Source organism: Streptomyces sp. NPDC057616 (assembly GCF_042800575.1).
Taxonomy (GTDB): domain Bacteria; phylum Actinomycetota; class Actinomycetes; order Streptomycetales; family Streptomycetaceae; genus Streptomyces.
Genome location: NZ_JBHVGU010000050.1, coordinates 25433 through 45601, shown reverse-complemented (window position 1 = coordinate 45601; position 20169 = coordinate 25433). Strand labels below are relative to the sequence as shown.

The 20169-nt window shown below is 73.1% G+C and carries 17 protein-coding genes and 1 pseudogene; 9 read left to right on the top strand and 9 right to left on the bottom strand.

Annotated elements, in window-relative coordinates; all coding sequences use genetic code 11:
* Nucleotides 1-39 precede the first annotated feature (39 nt).
* The gene (locus ACFU97_RS40575) at nt 40-1038 is read right to left on the bottom strand and encodes an alpha/beta fold hydrolase (protein ID WP_384266800.1); all 999 of its coding nucleotides are present in this window, start codon (nt 1036-1038) and stop codon (nt 40-42) included.
* 291 nt (nt 1039-1329) lie between these two features.
* Here ACFU97_RS40575 and ACFU97_RS40570 point away from each other — a divergent pair, with 291 nt between their 5' ends.
* The 4 genes and pseudogenes from ACFU97_RS40570 to ACFU97_RS40555 all read left to right on the top strand — a co-directional run.
* Nucleotides 1330-1878 (top strand): hypothetical protein, encoded by a 549-nt coding sequence (locus ACFU97_RS40570; protein ID WP_384266797.1) that lies wholly within the window; start codon nt 1330-1332, stop codon nt 1876-1878.
* Nucleotides 1879-2080: 202 nt separating this feature from the next.
* Nucleotides 2081-3301: an ANTAR domain-containing protein gene (locus ACFU97_RS40565; protein ID WP_384266795.1), complete on the top strand. Its 1221-nt coding sequence runs from the start codon at nt 2081-2083 to the stop codon at nt 3299-3301.
* Between the two features lie 311 nt (nt 3302-3612).
* Complete coding sequence (locus ACFU97_RS40560) at nt 3613-5148, top strand: DNA polymerase Y family protein (RefSeq protein WP_384266793.1); 1536 nt, start codon at nt 3613-3615, stop codon at nt 5146-5148.
* A gap of 179 nt (nt 5149-5327) precedes the next feature.
* Nucleotides 5328-5459: pseudogene (locus ACFU97_RS40555) on the top strand (hypothetical protein); the annotation flags it as partial.
* A 198-nt stretch (nt 5460-5657) separates the two neighbouring features.
* Here ACFU97_RS40555 and ACFU97_RS40550 read toward each other — a convergent pair.
* Nucleotides 5658-5942, bottom strand: coding sequence for a hypothetical protein (locus tag ACFU97_RS40550; protein ID WP_384266844.1), 285 nt, complete (start codon nt 5940-5942; stop codon nt 5658-5660).
* Here ACFU97_RS40550 and ACFU97_RS40545 point away from each other — a divergent pair.
* A complete protein-coding gene (locus tag ACFU97_RS40545) occupies nt 5933-6736 on the top strand; it encodes a VOC family protein (RefSeq protein ID WP_384266790.1) in 804 nt (267 codons plus the stop codon). The two genes, ACFU97_RS40550 and ACFU97_RS40545, sit on opposite strands and share 10 nt — an antisense overlap.
* 109 nt (nt 6737-6845) lie before the next feature.
* Nucleotides 6846-10025, top strand: a complete 3180-nt coding sequence (locus ACFU97_RS40540) for an error-prone DNA polymerase (protein ID WP_384266788.1) — start codon at nt 6846-6848, stop codon at nt 10023-10025.
* On the opposite strand, the gene ACFU97_RS40535 is transcribed toward ACFU97_RS40540, so the two are convergent.
* Nucleotides 9949-10881, bottom strand: a complete 933-nt coding sequence (locus tag ACFU97_RS40535) for an LLM class flavin-dependent oxidoreductase (protein WP_384266787.1) — start codon at nt 10879-10881, stop codon at nt 9949-9951. The two genes, ACFU97_RS40540 and ACFU97_RS40535, sit on opposite strands and share 77 nt — an antisense overlap.
* Before the next feature lie 14 nt (nt 10882-10895).
* Complete coding sequence (locus tag ACFU97_RS40530) at nt 10896-11915, bottom strand: aldo/keto reductase (RefSeq protein ID WP_384266784.1); 1020 nt, start codon at nt 11913-11915, stop codon at nt 10896-10898.
* Nucleotides 11916-12078: 163 nt separating this feature from the next.
* Here ACFU97_RS40530 and ACFU97_RS40525 point away from each other — a divergent pair, with 163 nt between their 5' ends.
* Entirely contained in the window at nt 12079-12666 is a 588-nt protein-coding gene (locus tag ACFU97_RS40525; RefSeq protein WP_384266781.1) for a TetR/AcrR family transcriptional regulator, read from the top strand.
* 208 nt (nt 12667-12874) lie between these two features.
* Complete coding sequence (gene helR / locus ACFU97_RS40520) at nt 12875-15031, top strand: RNA polymerase recycling motor ATPase HelR (RefSeq protein ID WP_384266779.1); 2157 nt, start codon at nt 12875-12877, stop codon at nt 15029-15031.
* A gap of 204 nt (nt 15032-15235) precedes the next feature.
* Here helR and ACFU97_RS40515 read toward each other — a convergent pair whose 3' ends face one another.
* Nucleotides 15236-15802, bottom strand: a complete 567-nt coding sequence (locus tag ACFU97_RS40515; RefSeq protein WP_384266777.1) for a TetR/AcrR family transcriptional regulator — start codon at nt 15800-15802, stop codon at nt 15236-15238.
* Nucleotides 15803-15888: 86 nt separating this feature from the next.
* Between ACFU97_RS40515 and ACFU97_RS40510 the strand changes: the two genes are divergently transcribed.
* Nucleotides 15889-16800, top strand: coding sequence for an SDR family oxidoreductase (locus ACFU97_RS40510; protein ID WP_384266775.1), 912 nt, complete (start codon nt 15889-15891; stop codon nt 16798-16800).
* Nucleotides 16801-16983: 183 nt separating this feature from the next.
* Here the strand turns inward: ACFU97_RS40510 and ACFU97_RS40505 are convergent, their stop codons facing one another.
* The 4 genes from ACFU97_RS40505 to ACFU97_RS40490 all read right to left on the bottom strand — a co-directional run bounded on the left by ACFU97_RS40505 (nt 16984) and on the right by ACFU97_RS40490 (nt 20162).
* Nucleotides 16984-17907: an RNA polymerase sigma-70 factor gene (locus ACFU97_RS40505; RefSeq protein WP_384266773.1), complete on the bottom strand. Its 924-nt coding sequence runs from the start codon at nt 17905-17907 to the stop codon at nt 16984-16986.
* A 57-nt stretch (nt 17908-17964) separates the two neighbouring features.
* Nucleotides 17965-18438 carry a carboxymuconolactone decarboxylase family protein gene (locus tag ACFU97_RS40500; protein WP_384266771.1) on the bottom strand — a complete coding sequence of 158 codons (474 nt, stop codon included), beginning with the start codon at nt 18436-18438 and terminating at the stop codon, nt 17965-17967.
* Between the two features lie 106 nt (nt 18439-18544).
* A complete protein-coding gene (locus tag ACFU97_RS40495) occupies nt 18545-19306 on the bottom strand; it encodes an ABC transporter permease (protein WP_384266769.1) in 762 nt (253 codons plus the stop codon).
* Nucleotides 19293-20162, bottom strand: a complete 870-nt coding sequence (locus ACFU97_RS40490) for an ABC transporter ATP-binding protein (protein ID WP_384266766.1) — start codon at nt 20160-20162, stop codon at nt 19293-19295. Before ACFU97_RS40490 ends, ACFU97_RS40495 begins: the two co-directional genes overlap by 14 nt.
* Nucleotides 20163-20169: the final 7 nt, after the last annotated feature.

The window sequence follows — 20169 nt, the reverse complement described above, 5'->3', positions numbered from 1 at the left end:
CCTTTCGCATGACGGGGGGCGCCTCAACCGAGTTCCGGCTCAACGGGCAGCGGGAGCGGTGACGGGAAGGGCGGCGAGCCAGTCCGTCAGGATGCGATTGACCTCCTCGGGGCGTTCCTGCTGGATCCAGTGGCCGCAGCCGTCCAGGAGGTGCGAGGAGACCAGGCCGGGCAACGTGACCGGGAACGCCTCGATCGCGTCGGCCAGCCAGGTCGTGGAGGCGTCCAGGGTGCCGCCGGCGAACAGGGACGGCTGGCTGATTGAGGCGCCGTCGTAGGCCGCGAGGTCCTCCCAGTCGCGGTCCATGTTCCGGTAGCGGTTGAGGGCTCCGGTGAGGCCGGTGCGCTCGAACTCACCGGCGTAGACGTCGAGTTCGGTCGCGCTCAGCCATGCGGGCGGCGGGCCCGCGGGGAACCGGTCGCGCAGCGTTCCGCCCTTGCCGACGAAGTGCGGGTCGGGGGCGCCGGGTGCGGGCATGGTGTCGGCGGACAGCGCGGCGTAGAAGCCCGCGAGCCAGCCGCGGACGTCGGGCTCGATCTCGGCCTCGGCGCGGCCCGGCTCCTGGAAGTAGGAGACGTAGAACTCCTCGTCCCCGCCCATGCCGGCGAAGACGTCGCCGGGGCGGGGCCCGCCGCGCGGGGTGTAGGGGACGCTCAGCAGTCCCACCGCGCGGAAGACCTCGGGCCTGAGCAGGGCGGAGTTCGCGGCGATGGTCGCGCCCCAGTCGTGGCCGACGATCACCGCGGACTCCTCGCCCAGGGCGTGCACGACCGAGACGCCGTCCTCGACCAGTTCGAGCATGCGGTACGCGTCCGTCGCGGCCGGCCTGGAGGAGCGGCCGTAGCCGCGGACGTCGACGGCGACCGCGCGGAACCCCGCCGCGGCGAGGGCGGGCATCTGGTGGCGCCAGGAGTACCAGGATTCCGGGAAGCCGTGGACGAGCAGCACCAGTGGTCCGGTCCCCTGTTCAGCGAGGTGGATCCGGCCCGCCGGTGCGGGGACCAGCCGGTGTGTGATCTCGGGGACGTGCTGCGTCATACGGGCTCTCCTCCAGGACCGTTCCTCTGCCGATGTGCCTCGTCCCTCGATCATGCGGAAGGCCCGGCACGGAGGAGGAGCGCGTTTGCCGATTCGGCAAATCCCGGCGGCGCGGCCTGTCGACTTGATTCACTCGAACTAATGCTCGAATATCTAGGCATGTCTGCAAGACCGGTGGCGAGCGTGGAAGCACAGGTCGGTCCTGCCGGGTCGGCGCACGCCTCGCCGCTCGGAGCCTTGCTCCCGGAGGGACGTGTCCGCCCCGGAACGGCGGTCAGCTCAGGTGGGGACATGCCGCTGCTGCTGGCGCTCGCGGCCGAGGCGTCCAGCGGCACGGTCGGCTGGGCGGCGGTGGGCCTGCCGCAGATGGGAGCGCTGGCGGCGCAGGCCGCCGGGCTGGACCTGACGAGCGGGATGCGGATCGACGATCCGGGGCGTCAGTGGGCGCAGGTTCTCGCCACCGTCGCCGAGGCCGTGCCGGTGGTCCTCGTCGGCCGGCTCGGGCCGGTGCCCGACCGGATCGCCCGCCGGCTGGCGGCCGTGCTGCGGCGCAGCGGATCGGTGCTGCTGGCCGCGGACTCCTGGCAGGGCGCCGAGGTGCGGATGAGTGTGGTGTCCGCGGCCTGGGAGGGCATCGGCGGCGGGCACGGCCTGCTGCGCGGTCGGCGGGTGCGGGTGGCGTCCGCCGGACGCGGCGCGGCGGCCGTGCCGCGTTACGCGGAGATGTGGCTGCCCGGACCCGACGGACAGGTCGCCCCCGTAGCCGGCGCCACGGACACGGCCGAGCGGCCGGTTCGGGCGATTGCGGCGACTCGGCCGGCCCTGCGCGTGGTGGGCTGACCCCGCACGACGCCGCAACGCATCCACAACCGCCTCCCCTGGGAAATGGGTCATTGGGCCAGGCGTTACTGGTTGCCACCACGCATACCGCCGAGCGAATCTGGAGCGGACAGCAGCACCGGAGCGGACGGCGGCAGCAGACGGCGAACGACAGCAGCAGACCGTCGGGAACGGGCCGCGATCCGGCGGAAGGACCGGCCGCATGACACAGGAGCAAGCGCCGCCACTGCACGGTGGTGGCACCACGCCCGGCGCCGCTCTGACCGTGCGGTCGGCGGCCGGCCTGCTGGACGTTCTGTGCCTGTCCGGAGTCCTCGACACCGACGGCGCCACCGCGCTGGTCCAGGACCTGCCCCGCCACGCCGACCAGGCGTCCCGTGCCGGACGGCGCCTCGTCCTGGATCTCACCGACCTCCGGCTGGTCAGCGCGGCGGCCGCCCGGGTCCTCGACACCCGCACGCGCCATCTCGCCGAGAACCCCGTCCTGGTGATCGCGACGGCCCCGCATGTGCAGGCGCTGTTCTCCCCCGCACCGCCACCGGGGCTGCGCGTGCACGCCACGCTCGCCGCCGCGCTCGCCGCTGTCGCCCCCGCGGACTCCCGGGTGGACATGCCGACCGGCGGCGAGGACCTGCAGGCCGAACTGTTCGGCCTGCACGCCAAGATCCGCACCGGACCGCTGATCGGCATGGCCCAGGGAGTCCTGCTCGAGCGCTACGCCCTGGCCGACGCGGAAGCGGCCTTCGGCCTGCTGAAGCAGGCGTCCCAGCGGTACAACGTGCCGATGCGCATCCTGGCCTCGGCCGTCGTGACGGCTCCACCGCCGGGCGCGTCCTCGCCCCAGTGGTTCCCCGGGCGCCTGCGCACCGCGCCGCCCCGGCTGGAACTGCTCGGCAGCCAGGGCCTGCGGGCCGACGACCGCAAGCACGTGCTGCGCAGCCTCGTCTACGAGGCCGTGACGCTCGCGGACGCGGACGGCGCGGAGGTGCACCTGCCCGACCGCGCGCTGGAGAACTCCCTGGTGCTGGAGGCCCAGGCCGGGCTCGACGCCGCCTACCGGGACCGCCTCGCGCTGGTGAGCGGCCCACCCGCCGTGTGCGCGCAGGCCCGGGACCTGGGCGAGCCGGTCTTCGTCGCGGACGTCGCCGCCGACCCCGACCTCGCCGGGGCCGAGGTGGGTCTGGCCGCACTCGCCACCGGCAGCCGCGCACTGTACGCCGTGCCCGCCCTGAGCGAGAGCGGCGACTGCACCGGCGTGATCAGCGTCCACCGGATGCGCCCCGGGCGCTGGATGACGGCCGCGCAGCACACCGCTCTGGCGATCCTCGCGGACGACCTGGCCGCCTGGCGCTCGTGGTACCGGCGCTCCGTCGTCCTCGAAGCGCTGGAGTACATGCACGCGCACGCCGCGCAGCGCGACTGACCCTCCGGGGCGGAGTGGCCCCACTCCCGTGATCGGGTGTGTGAGGCCCCCGCGAAGGGGCTACCCGAAGCGGCGAGGGGTTGGGAGCACAGCTCCTCGGGTTCTCCGGGGCCGCTCCGCCCCGGGGAGCCTCGTTCCCGCCGCGTGAGCGTTGCGCGGCGGGATCTTCACGTTCGGGCCTCGCCGCGGGCCGGCCTCGACGCACACCCCACCCGCCCCACACCCCCACTCACCGCACACCCCGTGTGAACTGGTGCATCCCCTGGGGCGAGCGACTTGATTTAATCGCACACACATTCGAATATCGATCTATGAGCGACGGACGGAGCAGCAGGATCATCGTCGGCTGGGTCCCCGACTTCCCGGTCCTCGCGGCCGGCCCCCAGGGCGCCGAACCCGTCGCGGTCGTCCACCGCGACGAGGTGGTGGCCTGCTCGGCCGCCGCGCGGGCGGCAGGCGTACGGCGGCGGATGCGCGTGCGGGTCGCGCAGTCCCGCTGTGCGCGGCTGCGGGTGGTGGAGCGGGACCTCGCCGCCGAGATCCGCGTGTTCGAGCCCGCCGTCCGCCATGTCGAGGGCACGGTCATGCCGCGCCTGGAGGTGATCCGCCCCGGCCTGATCGCCGCTCCCGCCCAGGGCCCGTCCCGCTACTGGGGCGGTGAGCCGCAGCTGGCCGAGCGCCTGATCGCCGCCCTGGGCGAGGTGGACCTGCCGGCCCGCGCGGGCCTCGCCGACTCGGTCTTCGCCGCGGCCCTCGCCGCCCGCACCGGGGCGGTCGTGCCCCACGGCGGCGAGGCGGCCTGGCTCGCCCCGTATCCGGTCGGCGTCCTGGGTGCGCCCCGGCTGGCGGAGCTGCTGCAACGGCTGGGCATCCGCACGGTCGGCGCGTACGCGGCGCTGCCCGAGGCCAAGGTGCTGGCCCGTTTCGGCGCCGAGGGCATCACCGCCCACCGCACCGCCCGCGGCCGCCACGACCGCCCGCTCGCCGTGCGCTCGGACCCGGAGGCCCACACCGTGGCGTACGCGTTCGAGCCGGCCGCCGGTCTCCTCGAACCCGTGGTGTTCGCCGCGAAGTCGAGCGCCGAGCAACTTCATGAGCGGCTGGCGGCGGCCGGGGTGATGTGCGCCCGGCTGGAGGCCGCCGTGGAACTCGCCGACGGCCGCACCCTGTCGCGGATCTTCCGCCACGAGGGCCGGCTGTCCGCGCTCGCGGTCGCCGAGCGGGTGCGCGGGGTCCTGCAGGCGTGGGCGGACGCGGGACTTCTCGACACCGGCGGGGAACGGGGCGTCGTCCGTCTCGCACTGCGTCCCGAGCAGCTGACCACGGCCACCGGCCGCCAGAGCGCGCTGTTCGGCGAGCGCCACACCCCCGAGGAGATCGAGCGGGCCGCCGCACGGGTGCAGGCGATGCTCGGCCACCGTGCCGTGGTGCGCGTGGAGTTGGGCGGCGGCCGCGGCCCGGCGGACCAGGTCCGCCTCGTCCCCTTCGGTGACCTGGACACCGGCCCGCGTCCGCCGGACGGTCCCTGGCCGGGCCGGTTGCCGACCCCTCACCCCGCCACCGTCTTCCCGCACTGGCTGCCCGCCGATCTCACGGACGCGGGCGGGCGGCGGGTGGCGGTGTCCGGCCGTATGGCCCTGTCCGCCGCCCCGGACCGCCTCGCCGTGGAGGGCTACGGCGACGCCACGGTCGAGGGCTGGGCCGGTCCCTGGCCGGTGCTGGAGTGGTGGTGGGACCACGACCGCTCCCGCCGTATCGCACGCATGCAGATCACCGCCGCCGACGGGCGCGCCTGGCTGCTGGTCGTCGAACACGGCCGCTGGTGGGCGGAGGCGCACTATGGCTGACACCGACATCGAGGGCCGCGGGAAGCGGTAGCCCCGCCGGGCATCGAGCGCTGCAGAAGGTGGATCCCCTCCGGGCGAGGACGGCGCCACGGCGACGAACGGCGTCCCCGGCCGGCGGGAGCCGGCCCGGCGCGCCCTCGCACCCTCGGGCATATGTCCCGGCTCACTAATCTTGTCGCATGGACGCTCAGACCGGACGCACTGCCCAGCCGGTGGACAGGCAGGCCCGCATCCTCGACGCCACGCTGAAGCTGCCGGCGCGGCACGGGATTTCCGGCGTGAGCGACCGTGCCGTGGCCCGCGAGGCGGAGGTGGCGCTGGGCCTCGTGAACGGTCACTACGCCGACAAGACCAGCCTGATCCGCGCGGTGCTCCACCGGATCGAGGAACAGGACGTGGCCCTGCTCGCCGCGGACGCGTCGCTTCCCCCCGGAGAAGCAGGTGCGTCGCGTCCTCCGCCGGGTCGCGGAACCCCGGTTCCTGACCCAGGAGTACCTGTCCCTGCGGCTTCAGCCGTGGGCCCTCGCCCAGGCCCACGAGGACTTCGCCGACATCAACACGACGGCCCGGAAGAAGTACCGAGCCGGACTCGCGGCGTTGATCCGGGCGGCACGGCCGGCCATCACCCGGGGCGACTCCACGCGCCGGGCGGCCGACGTCGACGTACTGCAGAACGGCCCGTGGCTGACGGCCCTCCTCGGCCTCGACCAGGCCTCGATCCGCAGATGCGTCAAGCGCTGCGAGGAGATCGCGCTCACCGACCAGCCCAACGCCTTGAGGACCGATGACTTCACACGATCACTCCACGCCGCCCGCCGTGGCCGTCGACTTCGATCACACCTCGTTCGCCGTGCGCGACGCGATGAGCTGGGCGAGGCGGCTGCGCCGGGAACTCGGCGCCACGCCCGTCATCGGGGAGACCCTCGAGGAGTTCCGCTACCTCCTGTTCTACGTCGGGACCCAACGTGACGGCAGCCGCGTCGAGTTGCTCGAACCGAACGGCCCCGGCTTCCTCAGCCGTTTCCTCGACAGGCACGGCGAGGGCGCGCATCACGTGACCTTCACGGTGCCCGACCTGCGCGAGGCCGTGCGGCAGGCGCGGTCCATCGGCGCCACGGTCGTCGGCGAGGACTACGAGCACCCCGCCTGGCGTGAGGCCTTCCTGCTGCCCGACGCCCGGCTCCGCGTCGTCGTCCAACTCGCCCAGACGGACCGCTCCTACCCGCCCACCGAAGAGCTCCTCACCTCACGCGAGCGCGACGTCACGAGCCTGCCGAGCACCGGCAGTGCGACCGACTCGGACTGGTGGACACCGGTGTGGAGCACCCCTGCCGGGCCCGCCGTCGTCCTCGGGCCGACGCATCTGAGCACCACCGACCCCGAGTTCAGCAGGAACCTCTTCGCGTCCGTACTCGAGGCCGACGTCACCGGGCACGACGACGAACTCCTCTTCACCTGGCCGAGCGGTGCCCTCCGCGTCCGCACGGCCGAACACGCGGGGATCACGGGCGTCGGCCTGGAGGACACGTCCGTGGAAGGCCTGACGATCGGGTCGGTGCCGCTGGGACACCCCGCCGACTTCGGGTGACTTGAGTCCGCTGCGTGCGGCCTCAGCCCTTCACCTCCACATTCGTTCAGTCAGCGCGAGGGGCCGGTCCCACTTGCATCGTTCGTACATTTATTCGAATATGGCGAGTATGGGTACGGCGCGGAAGGGCGGGGGAACGACTGAGGCGCAGGTCATCGGCTTTCCCGTACCTTCCGGCGAGGAGGACGGTCCGGGCTGGGCCGAGCTGCACGTCCACTCCGCCTTCTCCTTCCTCCAGGGAGCCGCCCAGCCGGACGAGCTCGTCGCCGAGGCGGTCCGGCTCGGCATCAAGGTCCTCGCGGTCACCGACCGGGACGGCCTCTACGCCGCCCGCCGCCTGGCCGAGGCCGCGGCACCGGCGGGCATCGGCACCGTCTACGGCGCCGAACTCACCCTCGAAGAACCGGAGTTGGGCACGCCCGTGGTCCTCGCCCGTACCCTGGAGGGCTTCCGGCTCCTGTCGGCGGCGATCAGCGCGGGCCAGCTGGCCGGAGCCAAGAACGCCCCCGTCCACGACCTGCACGCCCTGTCCACGGCGGCGAGCGGCGGGCACTGGGCGGTGCTGCCCGGCTGCCCGGCCCCCGGCACCGAGCGCTGCGACGTCGCCGCGGTCGCCCACCGGCTGGAGCGGCTGACCGACGTCTTCGGCACCGGCAGCGTGTACGCCGAGATCACCGACCACCACCTGCCGCAGGACTCCGTCGCCGCCGATGTCACCGTCGTCGCCGCGCGCCGCCTCGCCCTGCCGGTGGTGGCGACCGGCGCGGTCCACTACGCCGCCCCGCGCCAGGCCCGGCTCGCCCAGGCGCTCGCCGCGCTGCGCCGCCGCGAGACCCTGGACCGTGCCGCCGGCCACCTGATGCCGGCCCCGACCGCGCACCTGCGCTCGTACGCGGAGATGCGCCGCGGACTCGCCCGCCACCCGGGCGTGCTGGAGACCACCCTCGAACTCGGCCGCTCGTGCGTGATCGACCTCGGCGGCCTGCGCCCGCAACTGCCCGGCTTCCCCACCCCGCCCGGCTTCACCGAGAACAGCTGGCTGCGCTACCTCGCCGAACGGGCCTGCGCCGCCCGCTACGGAGAACGCGACGCCCCCTCCCCCGAGGTCGCCGCGGCCTGGAAGCAGCTCGACCACGAACTCGGCGTGATCGGCGAGCTGGACATGGCGGGCTACTTCCTCATCGTCCACGACATCGTCCAGTTCGCCATCGGCCGGGGCATCTGGTGCCAGGGCCGCGGCTCCGCGGCCAGCAGCGTGGTCTGCTACGTCCTCGCCATCACCGCGGTCGACGCCCTCAGGAACGGCCTGCTCTTCGAGCGGTTCCTGTCCGTGGAGAAGGCCGGCCCTCCGGACATCGACATCGACTTCGAGGCAGGCCGGCGCGAGGAGGTCATCCAGTACGTCTACAGCCGCTACGGCCGCGACCACGCCGCGCAGGTCGCCAACGTGATCACCTACCAGCCGCGGCTGGCGGTGCAGGACGCCGCCAGGGCCCTCGGCCATCCGGCCCCGCACATCCGCGAGATGACCCGGCACATCGACCACGGCCCGCCCGCCCCGGACCTCGACCTGCCCGCCGACGTCCGCGAACTCGCCGCCCAACTCCACACCCTGCCTCGGCACATGGGCATCCACGTCGGCGGCATGGTCCTCACCCGGCAGCCGCTCGGCGAGGTGATGCCGCTGGAGTGGGCCACCGCCGAAGGCCGTTCGGTGCTGCAGGGCGACAAGGACGACGTGGCCGCCGCGGGCCTGATCAAGATCGACCTGCTGGGCCTGGGCACGCTCGGCGCCCTGCACACCGCCTGCGACCTGATCGCCGAGCACCACGGGGTGCGCCTCGACCTCACCTCGATCCCGCCCGACGACCCCGCCGTCTACGACATGATCGCCCGCGCCGACACCATCGGCGTCTTCCAGGTGGAGTCCCGCGCGCAGATCAGCACGCTGCCGCAGCTGCGCCCGAGGACCTTCAACGACCTCGCGATCGCCGCCTCGATCATCCGCCCCGGGCCGATCCAGGCCGGCTCCAAACACCCGTTCCTGCGCCGCCGCCGCGGCGAGGAGCCGGTCAGCTACCCCCATCCGCTCGCCCGCCGCGCCCTGGAGAAGACCCTCGGCGTCGCGCTCTACCAGGAGCAGGCCATGCAACTGGCCATCGACTGCGCCGGGTTCAGCCCGGGCGAGGCGGACCGCCTGCGCAAGGCGATGGCCGCCAAGCACGCCCCCGAGAAGGTCGCCGCACTGCGCGACCGCCTCCTCGCGGGCATGGCCGCGAGCGGAATCCCGCCCGCGGCCGCCGCTCAGATCACCTCGATGATCGAGGCGTTCAGCGACTACGGCTTCCCCGAGAGCCACGCCCAGTCGATGGCCCACATCATCTACGCGAGCGCCTGGATCAGGCACTACTACCCGGCCGCCCTCACCGCCGGGATCATGGCCAACCTGCCGATGGGCTTCTACGACGTCCAGACCCTCATCCAGGACGCCCAGCGGCACGGCATCGAGGTGCGCAACGTCGACGTGCGGACCTCCGGGGTGCACGCCACCCTCGAACCCGACGGCGCGGAGGGGAAGTTCGCCATCCGCCGGGGCCTGACCAGCGTGGGCGGCCTCAGCGAGGACACGGCCCGCGCCGTCGTCACCGCCCGTGACGCACGGCCGTTCGGCGGTCTGGAGGACTTCGCCCGGCGCACGCGGCTGCCCGCCCGGCTGATGGAACAGCTCGCCACCGCCGGGGCGTTCGCCGCTTTCGACGACCACCGCCGCAGCGCGCTGTGGACGGCCGGCGCCTTCCCGCGCAGCGTCCAGCCCTACCTGCCCGGCTTCGGCTCACTCGCCCCCGCCCCCGACCTGCCCGTGATGAGCCCGGCGGAGGAGACGGTGGCCGACCTGACCGCCACCGGCGCCAGCACCACCGGCCACCCGGTGCACCACGTGCGGCCGCTGCTCGAACGCCGGGGCGCCCAGACCGCGATGGCCGTCCGCGCCATGGCCGACCAGACCCGCGTACGACTCGGCGGGCTCGCCAAGTACCTGCAACGCCCGCCCACCGCCAACGGGGTGGCCTTCGGCGCCCTGGAGGACGAGACCGGCATGGTCAACCTGGTCTTCTCCCCGCCCGTCTGGGAGCGCTGCCGGCGCGTCCTGCTCGAAGCCCCGGCGGTCCTGCTCGACGGTCATGTCGAGCGCGAGCACGGCTCCTTCAACGTCATCGTCCACCGGGCCGCGAGCCTGGCGGTGCCGGCGTCACCGCGTCCGCCACGCCGCGTGCCCGGTCGCCGATGAGCTCGTCGGCGACCCAGCGGGCGACACCGGCCGGGTAGGGCGACGGCAGCCCGAGGACGATGTGACCGAAGCCGGCGTCGACCGCCTCGGCGATCGCGTCCCGGGTGGGTCCGGGCCGGTCGTAGTCGACGGGCAGGTGCACGGAGCGGGTGATGGTGGCGGGGTCGCGGCCGATCTCGGCGCAGCAGCGGTCGAGGAGCGCGCTGCGGCGCACGACGTCGTCGATGTCGCCGCCCGGGATGTTCCACAGGTCGGCGTGCTCGGCGGCCACCCGCAGCGTAGCCGCCGAACGGCCGCCGATCAGGATCGGCGGGTGGGGACGCTGGACGGGCTTCGGGTTCCCGAACGCCCCGGTGAGCCGCACGTACTCGCCGTCGAAGTCGAACGGTTCGGGCTCGGTCCACAACCGCCGTATCACGGTGCAGGCTTCGGCCAGGCTGCCCACGGCGTGTGCGGTGTCGTGGAAGGGCAGCCCGTGGGCGGCGTACTCGCGCCGGGCCAGTGGATGATCCGGGCGGGAGCCGACGCCGATGCCGAAGTCCAGCCGTCCGCCGGAGACGATGTCGACGGTGGTGGCGATCTTGGCGAGCAGCGCGGGCGGCCGGAACCGGTTGCTGGTCACCATCACGCCGAGCCGCAGCCGGCGGGTCTGCGCGGCCAGCGCCGAGAGCAGCGTCCAGCCCTCGAAGGCCGGCCCGCCGGGGTCGCCGCCGATCGGCATGAGGTGGTCGAACAGCCAGGCGTGCTCGATCTGCACGAGGCCGTCCGCCTCGCTCCAGACGCGCAACAGGTCGTCGTAGCCGACCTGTTGGGGGGCGGTCATGATGCCGAAGCTGGGCCGGGTGGTGTGCGGCATGGAGATCTCAGTCCTCAACGGCGCCGGAGCGACGGGTCGAGCAGCGCGGGCGGGGTGTCGTGCTTCTCGTCCGGGGCGAGGTCGGTGCCGGGAGCGACGATCGCGTCGACGGCATCGAGTACGTCGGCGGAGAGCACGGTGTCCGCGGCGGCGAGGTGGGAGCGCAGGTGGTCCAGGGTGCGGGGCCCGATGAGCGCGCTGGTGACGCCGGGGTGGGCGGTGACGAAGCCGAGCGCGAGCTGGATCATCGTCAGGCCGGCCTCGTCGGCGACGGCGGCCAGCCGCTCCACGGCGTCGAGCCGGGCCCGGTTGGCCGGGACGGCGGTGTCGAAGCGCTGCGGCATGAAGGCCGCGCGGTTCCCGGTGATCTCGCGGCCCTCGCGGATCGCCCCCGACAGCCAGCCCGAGGCCAGCGGGCTCCACACCAGCACGCCGAGCCCGTACTCCTCGGTCACGGGCAGGACGTGGCTCTCGATGCCGCGCTGCAGGACGGAGTAGCTTGGCTGCTCGGTGACGTAGCGGCTCAGACCGTGGTCGCGGGCGGCCCACTGGGCCTGCACGATGCGGTGGGCGGGGAAGGTCGAGGAGCCGAAGTAGCGTATCTTTCCGGCGCGTTGGAGGTCGGTCAGGGCCGACAGCGTCTCCTCGTCGCCGGTCCGCGGGTCCCATCGGTGGATCTGGTAGAGGTCGACGTGGTCGACGCCGAGCCGGCGCAGGCTGTTGTCCAGCTCGGTGACCAGCCAGCGGCGCGAACTGCCCTGGTGGTTGCGTTCGGCGCCCATCGGCATGCCGGCCTTCGTGGCGAGCACGATGTCCTCGCGGCGGCCGGCGATGGCCTTGCCGACCATCTCCTCGGACTCGCCGTCGCCGTACATGTCGGCGGTGTCGATGACGTTGACGCCGGCTTCGAGGGCGGCGTCGACGATGGCGGTGGCCTCGTCCTGGGTGGTGCGCCCGATCCTGCCGAAGTTCATCGCGCCGAGCGCGAGGGAGCTGACCTGCACACCGGTGCGGCCCAAGGTGCGGTACTGCATGAGCGTATTCCTCCATCGAGGCATGCATCGGGGCATGCATCGGGGCACGGCTTGGTGGCCGGGCCCCGGCTCTGCCATCATGAACAAGCGGAACCTTGTTCCGGAAACGACGATACGGAACATGGTTCCGCTTTGGCAAGAGCGACAGTGCGGGAGTGGCAGGGTGAACGACAGCGGCGAGGGCACGGGACAGGCGCCCCGATCCAGGCGGGCGGACGCCCGGCGCAACAAGGAGACGCTGCTCAACGCAGCCGCCGAGGTCTTCGTGACCTCGGGCGTGGAGGCACCGGTGCGCGACATCGCGGCCAAGGCCGGCGTCGGCCTCGGCACGATCTACCGGCACTTCCCGACGCGGGCGGATCTCATCGTCGCCGTCTACCGGCACCAGGTCGACGCCTGCGCCGAGGCCGGACCGGCGCTCCTCGCGAGCAGCCCGACCCCCTACGCGGCACTGCGGGACTGGATCAGCCTGTTCGTCGACTTCCTCGTCACCAAGCACGGTCTGGCCGGCGTGCTGCACTCCGACAGCGCCGGATTCGAGACGCTGCACGCGTACTTCCTCGACCGGCTGGTGCCCGTGTGCGGTCAACTCCTGGACGCGGCGGCCGAGTCGGGCGAGATCCCGTCCGCCCCGGGGGCCTACGAGCTGATGCGCGGCGTCGGCAACCTCTGCGCGGGCGCGGACAACGATCCCCGCTACGACGCCCGCCGACTGGTCGGTCTCCTCATCGCGGGACTGGGCCGGCCGTAGTCGCCGGACCGCGCCGACCGCGGCGGCACCGGCAGCAACGACGGCGGAAAAGGCGGGGCAACAGAAAAGGCAAGGAGGTCAGCCACTCCTTGCCACTCTCAACTTATAGCGCACAGGGGGGCTTGCGGCAAGGCCGGGGTCGTGCCGCACAATCGCAGGCCGAAGCCAGAACCTGCGGAAATGAGGGATTCCCGAGGTGCGCACCTCTTTGTCAGCATTCGATCTGCCCGATCGCCTCTCCGCCAAGGCCGACCCGGCGCTGATCGCCCGCGACGAGCGGCACTTCGCGGCCATCGCGCAGTGCCTGGAGCAGACCGTCGCCGAGCTGTCCGAGCAGCTCGCCGTGGAGCTCAGGGCGCCGGGCGGCCTGGGACGGCAGGCGATGGACCGGGACGCCGAGGTCCACCGGCTGACCAGCCGCCTGCGCACGCTGCGCCGCTTCGGCCTGGACCTGTGCCTCGGCCACATCGTCGCCGCGGACGGCACCGAGCCCCTGTACATCGGCCGTCTCGGCCTCACCGACAGCGAGGGCCGCCGGCTGCTGGTCGACTGGCGCTCCCCCGCGGCCGAACCGTTCTTCGCGGCCACCCACGCCGGCCCCATGGGCCTGGCCAGCCGCCGCCGGTACCGCTGGACCGGCGGCCGGATCAGCGACTACTGGGACGAGGTCTTCACCGCCGACGGCCTGGAGGGACACGCCGCGCTCGACGACCAGTCCGCCTTCATCGCCAGCCTGGGCGGCAACCGGTCGGACCGGATGCGCGACGTGCTGGCCACCATCCAGACCGACCAGGACGCGATCATCCGGGCGGGGTCCCGCGGCGCCCTGGTCGTCGACGGCGGCCCGGGCACGGGCAAGACCGTCGTCGCCCTGCACCGCACCGCCCACCTGCTCTACTCCGACCCGCGGCTCGGGCACCGGCGCGGCGGCGTACTGTTCGTCGGCCCGCACCAGCCCTACCTGGCCTACGTCGCCGACGTCCTACCCAGTCTCGGCGAGGAGGGCGTGCAGACCTGCACCGTCCGCGACCTCGTCACCGAAGGGGCGTCGGCACCGGCCGAGCCAGACCCGGACGTAGCCGCCCTGAAGTCGTCCGCGCACATGGTGAAGGCGATCGAGAAGGCCGTCCGGTTCTACGAGGAGCCGCCCACCGAGGCCATGACGGTGACGGTCGGCTGGGCCGAGATCCCACTGACCGCCGACGACTGGACGGAGGCGTTCGAGGCACCGGAGCCGGGCACCCCGCACAACGAGGCGCGCGAGCAGATCTGGGAGAAGCTCGCCGCGATCCTGCTGGACAAGCACGCCGGCGACGACGTCCCGCCCGAGCAGTTCCTCAGGGCGCTGCGGCAGGACAAGGAGCTGGTCGGGACGCTCAACAGCGCCTGGCCGCTGCTCGAAGCGACCGATCTCGTGGGCGACTTGTGGTCGGTACCCGCCTATCTGCGGATGTGCGCGCCCTGGTTGGAGCGCGACGAGGTGAAGAGGCTCCAGCGTACGGACGCCCAGGCCTGGACCGTGTCCGACCTGCCGCTTCTGGACGCGGCCCGGCAGCGGCTCGGGGACCCGGAGGCGGCCCGGCAGCGGCTGCGGCACGCGGCCGTCCTCGCCGCCCAGCGCGAGCGGATGACGCAGGTCGTCGACAACCTGATCGAGGCCGCGTCCGCCTCCGGCGCCGACACCGACGACGGCGAGGGCCTGGTGGTGATGCTGCGCGGCCAGGACGCCAAGGTCAGTCTGGTCGACGAGTCCGAACTGCCCACCGCCGAGCCTGACTTGCTGGCGGGCCCCTTCGCGCACATCGTGGTGGACGAGGCGCAGGAGCTGACCGACGCGGAGTGGCAGATGCTGCTGCTGCGCTGCCCGTCCCGCAGCTTCACCATCGTCGGGGACCGCGCCCAGGCCCGGCACGGTTTCGCCGAGTCGTGGCAGGAACGGCTCGAACGGATCGGGCTCGACCGCATCGAGGTGGCGTCCCTGAGCATCAACTACCGCACGCCGGAAGAGGTGATGACCGCGGCCGAGCCCGTCATCCGGACGGTGCTCCCGGACGCCAACGTGCCGACGTCGATCCGCAGCAGCGGCATCCCGGTCGCGCACGGATCCGTCACGGAGCTGGATGCGGTCCTCGACAGCTGGCTCGCCGCCCACGACGAGGGCATCGCGTGCGTCATCGGCGCCCCGGCCTTCCGGGCGACGCCCCGGGTCCGCTCACTGCCGCCGGAGCTGTCGAAGGGCCTCGAGTTCGACCTGGTCGTCCTGGTCGACCCGGAGTCCTTCGGCGAGGGGATCGAAGGAGCGGTGGACCGCTACGTGGCGATGACCCGGGCAACCCAACGACTGGTCGTCCTCACCAGCTCCTAACGGCGACTGGTCGTCCTGACCAGCTCGCCATGTGGACGAACTCGACCGCGGGGGAAGGCGGTTGCCGGACCGACCGGCGTACGTCAGGCCCCGCGGTCACGGTCCTGAGCCGGCCGAGGGACTCCGCGCGCTCCCCCATACAAGATCCCGACCTACGCCAACGCGCCCGCGAGGAAGCGCTGTTGCCGGACATGCCGCCGCATGTCACGCCCCCGCGGTCACCGTCTTGAGCTGGTCCAGGGACTCCCGCATCAGCTCCTCCATCGGACGTTCCTCGCCCTCCGCGACCCAGCGCTCGAAGCCGATCTTGAAGACGGCGAGGCCCGCCTCGGCGGTCAGGCTCGCGGCCGGTTCGGCGACGCCTCGGCGGCGCAGCGCGCCGGAGAGCGCGGCCGACAGCGCGGCGAGCTTGATCAGCTCGCGTTCCTGGAGTTCCGCGTTCGCCATGATCACGGCCTGGCGCTTGCGGGCGAAGGGGCGACGGTCGGCGAACATCCCGGAGACCGCGTCGAGCCCGGCCGCCACCATGTCGATCGGCGCCGCGGACTTGGGCGCCTCGGCGACGGACGTCACGAAGAGCTCCTGCAACGCACCGGTGCCGTCGAAGAGCACCTCGCGCTTGTCGGCGTAGTGCCGGAAGAAGGTCCGCTCGGTCAGCCCGGCCTGTTTGGCGATCTCCGCCACCGTCGTGCGCTCGTAGCCGCGCTCGCTGTAGAGCTCCAAGGCCGCTTTGGCCAGGCGTTCGCGTGCGTTCGGCTCCCATCTCACCATGCGCCAGATCCTACGCGATGACAGTCCCTGACATCAGGTGTTAGCGTTGATGACAGTCACTGACATCGACAGTTTGGGGCTTTCCCATGCGCATCTTCGTGACCGGCGCGTCCGGCTGGATCGGCTCCGCGCTCGTTCCCGAGCTCCTCGAAGCGGGTCACCAGGTCACCGGCCTCGCCCGCTCCGACTCCTCCGCCGCCGCCCTCACCGCCGCAGGGGCGGACGTGGTGCGTGGCACCGTCGACGACCTCGAGGTGATGGCCGGCGCCGCCGCCGAGGCGGACGGGGTGGTCCATCTCGCCTTCAAGCACGACATCGCCTTCACCGGCGACTTCCAGGGGGCCGCCGAGGCCGACCGCCGCGCCGTCGACGCCCTCGCCGAGCCGCTGGCCGGCACCGACCGCCCGTTCGTCCTGGCCTCCGGACTCGCCGGTCTGAAGCCGGGGCAGGTGGCGAGCGAGCGGGACAGGCCCACGGTCGACGGTTCGGCGATGTCCATCCGCGCGTCCACGTCCCTGGCGGTGATCGCCCTCGCCGAACGCGGCGTGCGTTCGTCGGTGGTACGGCTCGCCCCGACCTGCCACGGCGAGGGGGATCACGGGTTCGTCGCGTCCCTCGTCGGGGTGGCCCGCGAGAAGGGCGTCTCCGGCTACATCGGCGACGGCACCAACCGCTGGCCGGCCGTCCACCGCCTCGACGCCGCACGGCTGTTCCGGCTGGCGGTCGAGAAGGCCCCGGCGGGGTCGGTGCTGCACGGTGTGGCGGAGGAGGGTGTCGCGATCCGCGACGTGGCCGAGGTGATCGGACGGCACCTCGACGTTCCGGTCACCTCGGTGACCCCGGAGGCCGCACCGGGCCACTTCACCTGGCTGAGCGGCTTCCTCGGCCTCGACGCCCCCGCGTCGAACACCCTCACCCGCGACCTCCTGGACTGGCGCCCTGAGCAGCCCGGGCTCCTGGAGGACTTGGAGAAGGGGCACTACTTTCACGGTGCGTGAGGGGTGAGGGGTGGGGGGTGAGGGGGGCGGGGGCCGGAGCGGCTGACCGCTGCGGCCACTTCCGCCCTCCACCCTCCACCACATCCCCCCAGCACCCGGCCTCGCCCTCGCCCCCCCCCGGCCCCCGCCCTCGCCCGCGCCCTCGCCCCCCGGCCCCCGCCCTCGCCCGCGCCAGTCGTCAGCTCAGCTCAGCTGCCGGCGTACCCGCCGCAGCTCGCGGTCCAGGGCCCAGGCGTCCGCGACCGGGCCCACGTGGGTCAGCTTGTCGGGGTTGATCACCGAGCGGATCGTGCGGATCCGGCCGGCCGAGACGTCCAGCACCATGACGTTGACGACCCTGCCGTCCCGGTCGCGGAAGACCGCGCCCGGCTGGCCGTTGATCTCCCGGGGCTCGATGGTCACGTCGATGCGGGCCATCCAGGGGAAGACGGAGGCCAGCAGCCGGGCCACGTTGTCGGCGCCGACCACGGCCCTGGCCAGCTGCGGAGCCTTGCCGCCGCCGTCGCCGGCCATCGACACGTCCGCGGCGAGCAGGTCCTGCAAGGCGGCGACGTCGCCTTCGCGCAGCGCGTCGAAGAACCGCGACGCCAGCTCCTCCCGCTCGGTGCGGACCGCTTCGAAGCGAGGCCGCCCGTCCTGCATGTGCCGCCGCGCCCGTACCAGCAGCTGCCGGCACGCCGACTCCGTGCGCCCGACCGCCGCGGCGACCTCGTCGAAGCCGAAGCCGAACACCTCGCGCAGCACGAACACCGCGCGCTCCAGCGGACTGAGCCGCTCCAGCAACAGCAGCGCGGCCATCGACACCGAGTCGGCGAGCTCCATCGCCCGCGCCGGATCCTCGTACGGATCGTTCAGCAGCGGCTCGGGGAACCACGGACCGACGTACCGCTCACGCCGCACCCGCGCGGAGCGCAGCACGTCGACGGCGATCCGCGTCACCGTGGTCGAGAGGTACGCCTTGACCGAGACGGGCCGTGTGGCCGTGCCGTCGTAGCGCAGCCAGGTCTCCTGCACCGCGTCCTCGGCCTCGCTCACGCTGCCCAGAATCCGGTAGGCGATCGAGAACAGCAGCGGCCGCAGTTCCTCGAACTCCTCGACCTTGCTCACGTCCACTCAACTCCCCCTGCGCTTCCGTCCGCCGAGATCAAGAGGAACCCGTACCGGTCAGTGGAACTGCCCGGGCTCGTAGTCTCCGGCCGGCTGCCGGCTGATGACATTGAGCCGGTTCACCATGTTCATGAAGGAGACCAGCACCACCAGAGCGGTGAGCTGCTCCTCGTCGTAGTGCTTGGCGGCGTACGCCCACACCTCGTCGCTGACCCCGGTGGCGCCGTCCGCGACCCGCGTCCCCGCCTCCGCCAGCTCCAGTGCGGCGCGCTCGGCCTCGGTGAAGACCGTGGCCTCCCGCCAGGCGGCGACCAGGTTCAGCCGCACCGAGGTCTCGCCCGCCGCGGCGGCGTCCTTGGTGTGCATGTCGATGCAGGCCGCGCAGCCGTTGATCTGGCTCACGCGCAGCGCCACCAGCTCCTGTGTCGCGGCCGGCAGCGGTGCCTCCTTCAGCGCCCTGCCGGCCGGCATGAGGTGCTTGACGGCCTTGCCGGCGGTCGGGCTGGTGAAGTAGTTCACTCGCGCTTCCATGCTGTGCTCCCCTGTGGTCGTCACGGGCTACACCCCTGGGACGAGCTGGTCCGACCGCCTGTGACATGCCCCGATGTGACCTGCGTCTCCTCGCCGACCGTCCGTGTCAGAGGGCGACCAGGCGGCTGCTGTGCCCGCGCAGCCGTACGGAGGCCAGCGCGCCGCACAGGAGCGCCACCCCGAGGAGCGTGGCGCAGGCCGTCGCGGCGGTGTGCGCGTCGCCGTCGAGTGCGGCGCGCAGGCCGCGGGCGGCCCAGTAGCCGGGCGAGGCCGGGGCGACGTGGGCGACCCAGGCGGGCAGCACGCCGAGCGGTACGAGCGCGCCGCCGACGCTGCTGAGCAGCATGCCGCCGAGGTCGTAGGCGGCCGAGAGCTCGCCCATGCTGCGCACCAGAACGCCGAGGAGCGTGCCGAGGCCGAGCAGGGTTCCGCTCCAGCTGAGCAGCACGCCCGCCAGCAGGAACGGATGCGGGACGCTCAGCCCGAAGACGCACACGCCGAAGCCGATGATCAGCAACTGCTGGGCCAGCAGGGCCGCGAGGACCGGAAGGGCCTTGCCGACGAGCATCTCCACCGGATGCAGCGGCGTGGAGCGCAGCCGGTCCCAGGTGCGGCCGATGCGCTCGGCGAGGATCGCGCTGCCCGCGATGCTCAGCGCCAGCAGGGAGAACGTCACCAGCGTGCCCACGACGGCCTGCTGGGTGCCGGCGGTACGGCCCTGGGCGGCCAGATAGAGCGGGCGCAGCAGGGTCATGAAGGCGAGCGGCAGGATCATCCGGCTGAGCAGCGGACCGGGTTCGCCCAGCATCAGCATCGCGTTGTGGCGCACGAGGGCGCCGAGGCGGGTGGCGGATTCACGCGGCGGCATGATCGGACTCCGGCACGGTGGTCTCCAGGGATCGGTAGAGATCGTCCAGGCTGGGACGGCGGACGTCGACGGACGCGGGCGTACGGCCCGAGGTGAGCAGGGCGGCCAGATCAGCACCCGGGTCCGTGGTGGGCTGACGCAGATCGGGTACGGCCGGATCGGCGAAGGTGACGTGGAGTTCGCCGGGCAGGTCGCGGGTGAGCTCCTCCTGCGTGCCCCGCGCGATGACGCGGCCGGCGCGGGCGAGCGCCAACGTGGCGCCGAGATCGACGAGTTCGGGCAGGTAGTGGGTCGTGTAGACGACGGCGGCGCCGGCCGCCGCGCGCGCCTTGACCGCGTTCAGCAGCGCCACGCGGGTCTCCGGGTCGGCCCCGGCGGTCGGCTCGTCGAGCAGCAGGAGGGGAGGGGAGCCGACCATGGCGGTGGCCGCCTGGACGCGGCGGCGCTGCCCCCCGGAGAGGACGCCGACCGGGCGGTCCGCGACAGCGGTCAGGTGCAGTTCGTCCAGGACGCGGTCGATCTCCGCGGCCCGGCGGCGGCCGCGCAGCCCGGCGAGGCCGGCGAGCAGCCGCAGGTTCTCGCGCGCGGTGGCGGTGCCGTACAGGGCCAGCTCCTGGGGAGCCGCACCCAGCAGCCGCCGGGCGGAACGCCCTTCGCGCAGGGCGTCGTACGGGCCGATGCGGATCCGGCCCGCGTCCGGCCGTACGAGACCGGTGACGATCTCCACGAACGTGGTCTTGCCCGCGCCGTTGTGGCCGATGAGCCCGACGATCTCGCCGGGCGCGACCGTGAGGTCGAAGCCGTCGAGAGCACGCTGCCGGCCGTAGCGCTTCACCAGTTCCTGGGCGTCGAGCATCCCCGCC

What these genes read in the sequence shown, in the direction of transcription:
- ACFU97_RS40575 (WP_384266800.1), bottom strand. Translation starts at nt 1,038, where the DNA reads ATGACGCAGCACGTCCCCGAGATCACACACCGGCTGGTCCCCGCACCG.
- ACFU97_RS40570 (WP_384266797.1), top strand. Translation starts at nt 1,330, where the DNA reads ATGCCGCTGCTGCTGGCGCTCGCGGCCGAGGCGTCCAGCGGCACGGTC.
- ACFU97_RS40565 (WP_384266795.1), top strand. Translation starts at nt 2,081, where the DNA reads ATGACACAGGAGCAAGCGCCGCCACTGCACGGTGGTGGCACCACGCCC.
- ACFU97_RS40560 (WP_384266793.1), top strand. Translation starts at nt 3,613, where the DNA reads ATGAGCGACGGACGGAGCAGCAGGATCATCGTCGGCTGGGTCCCCGAC.
- ACFU97_RS40545 (WP_384266790.1), top strand. Translation starts at nt 5,933, where the DNA reads ATGACTTCACACGATCACTCCACGCCGCCCGCCGTGGCCGTCGACTTC.
- ACFU97_RS40540 (WP_384266788.1), top strand. Translation starts at nt 6,846, where the DNA reads ATGGGTACGGCGCGGAAGGGCGGGGGAACGACTGAGGCGCAGGTCATC.
- ACFU97_RS40535 (WP_384266787.1), bottom strand. Translation starts at nt 10,881, where the DNA reads ATGCCGCACACCACCCGGCCCAGCTTCGGCATCATGACCGCCCCCCAA.
- ACFU97_RS40530 (WP_384266784.1), bottom strand. Translation starts at nt 11,915, where the DNA reads ATGCAGTACCGCACCTTGGGCCGCACCGGTGTGCAGGTCAGCTCCCTC.
- ACFU97_RS40515 (WP_384266777.1), bottom strand. Translation starts at nt 15,802, where the DNA reads ATGGTGAGATGGGAGCCGAACGCACGCGAACGCCTGGCCAAAGCGGCC.
- ACFU97_RS40510 (WP_384266775.1), top strand. Translation starts at nt 15,889, where the DNA reads ATGCGCATCTTCGTGACCGGCGCGTCCGGCTGGATCGGCTCCGCGCTC.
- ACFU97_RS40500 (WP_384266771.1), bottom strand. Translation starts at nt 18,438, where the DNA reads ATGGAAGCGCGAGTGAACTACTTCACCAGCCCGACCGCCGGCAAGGCC.
- ACFU97_RS40495 (WP_384266769.1), bottom strand. Translation starts at nt 19,306, where the DNA reads ATGCCGCCGCGTGAATCCGCCACCCGCCTCGGCGCCCTCGTGCGCCAC.
- ACFU97_RS40490 (WP_384266766.1), bottom strand. Translation starts at nt 20,162, where the DNA reads ATGCTCGACGCCCAGGAACTGGTGAAGCGCTACGGCCGGCAGCGTGCT.